Annotated in this window: 2 protein-coding genes; one reads left to right on the top strand and one right to left on the bottom strand. The window is 60.5% G+C overall.

Features of this window, described 5'->3' with window-relative positions; genetic code table 11:
- Positions 1 to 234 precede the first annotated feature (234 nt).
- Positions 235 to 879: a helix-turn-helix domain-containing protein gene (locus J3489_RS37130; protein WP_207005759.1), complete on the bottom strand. Its 645-nt coding sequence runs from the start codon at positions 877 to 879 to the stop codon at positions 235 to 237.
- A 220-nt stretch (positions 880 to 1,099) separates the two neighbouring features.
- Here J3489_RS37130 and J3489_RS37125 point away from each other — a divergent pair, with 220 nt between their 5' ends.
- Positions 1,100 to 1,453, top strand: coding sequence for a RidA family protein (locus tag J3489_RS37125; RefSeq protein ID WP_207005758.1), 354 nt, complete (start codon positions 1,100 to 1,102; stop codon positions 1,451 to 1,453).
- Positions 1,454 to 1,649 lie beyond the last annotated feature (196 nt).

The following is a 1,649-nucleotide window of genomic DNA, read 5'->3' as shown; positions in this document are numbered from 1 at the left end:
CGACGTGTTCGCGCGGTACGGCGACGAGGCCGATGCGGAGATCGCGAAGATCATCGATCAGAACGAGACGGCGGCAGAGGCGACCGCGGCGCAGCCGGCAGTGAAGAAGGTAGCGATGGGGAATTGACGACCGGCAAGCTGAGCGAATTTCCGGATGCTCATGTGAGCGCAGCCGGTGCACCGATGGGAGTGGGGATTGATCCTGCTGCGGCGACGAGTGGCGCCGCCAAAGTCTCACAACGTCTGCGGCGGCCGATGCGCATCGGTATCGACGCAGCACACGAGCACTTCTGCTTCCCCCCTCCCCGTGCTGATGTAGACGTGTCCCACGGCGCTATCGAAATACAGGCTGTCTCCCTGTTCGAGCCTGAATACCGTCCCGTTCTCGAAGTGCAGTTCCAGCCTGCCCTTTAGCAGGAACATGAACTCGTCGCCGCTATGTCGGATGTAATCGGGAAAATCTTCGAGCTTGCGGGCGCGGATAAGTGCGCGCATCGGCACCATCCGCTTGCCCGTTAGATCGTTGGCGATCATACCGAGCTCGTAGTTTGGCGTGCTGTAGATCATCTGCTTACCTGAGCGCGTGAGCGACGGCTTCATCGCGCAGGCCGCGTTCCGCTTCGCGTGCCCGAAGATCGTATCGAAATCGACGTTCAGCGCGTGGGCGAGCGCGGCGAACTTGTCGTAGGTGAGCGCGATGTCGCCGCGCTCGGCCTTCGAGATCGTCGATACCGCGATTCCCGACAGCTCGGATAGTTGCATCAGCGTGAGATCGCGCGACTTGCGCGCATTCCGCAATCGCGCACCGACGGCCTCGTGGTCGATTTGCCTAGGCGCCGCGGTAGGCGCCACGTCGTTGCCTGCGGCTGACTTTGCCATAAAGATCGATTACTGGTTACGGTTGGTGATGCAGGATTTTGTCGTATACGACAATTTCTTTTTTCTCGTATATGATAACGCACGTTCCCATCACCTCCTTGAAGGAGCCGGGGCGTGCCATCTTTAGGTCTGCAGAAAGCTGGCGAAACGATCGCAACCGAGCCTCCCGTTTTTTTGACCCGACCGGCAGCGACGCCGCCGATCTCTCTAAGGTGTAGCCATGAACGAACCGATCAAACGATTCAAGACCAATGCCCGCATGAGCCAAGTGGTGATTGCCAATGGCATCGTGTATCTGTCGGGGCAAATCCCCGATACGGCGAATGCTCCCATCGACGTGCAGACCAAAGAGATTCTCACGCGCATCGACGCGCTGCTCGCCTCGGCGGGCGTCGACAAGACCCGTCTGCTGACTGCAAACATCTGGCTGAGCGATCCAAAGCATTTCGCGGCGTTCAACGCCGTGTGGGACGCGTGGGTTGCAGAAGGCCACGCGCCGACGCGAGTCTGCGTGACGGCCCTGCTAATGCTGCCGGGCCTCGACGTCGAGGTGGCCGTTACCGCGCTTGCCTGAGCACAGGCAAGCGAACGCACTCCATCTTTGACGGAGTGCACGGCGCGCCCTACACGAAGGACTCTGGAGTCACGCAATGAAAGAAAAGGATATCGAACTCGCCGCGGATCTGCTCTGGCAGGCGGCCAGTGGCGAAGCCATCGCGCCATTGCGGACGCAGTTCCCGGATTGGGCGGCCGAGCAGGCGTACGCGGTT

Source organism: Trinickia mobilis (assembly GCF_017315705.1).
Lineage (GTDB): Bacteria > Pseudomonadota > Gammaproteobacteria > Burkholderiales > Burkholderiaceae > Trinickia_A > Trinickia_A mobilis.
The sequence above is the reverse complement of the archived record's forward strand: the minus strand, read 5'-3'. Positions and strand labels throughout refer to the sequence as shown.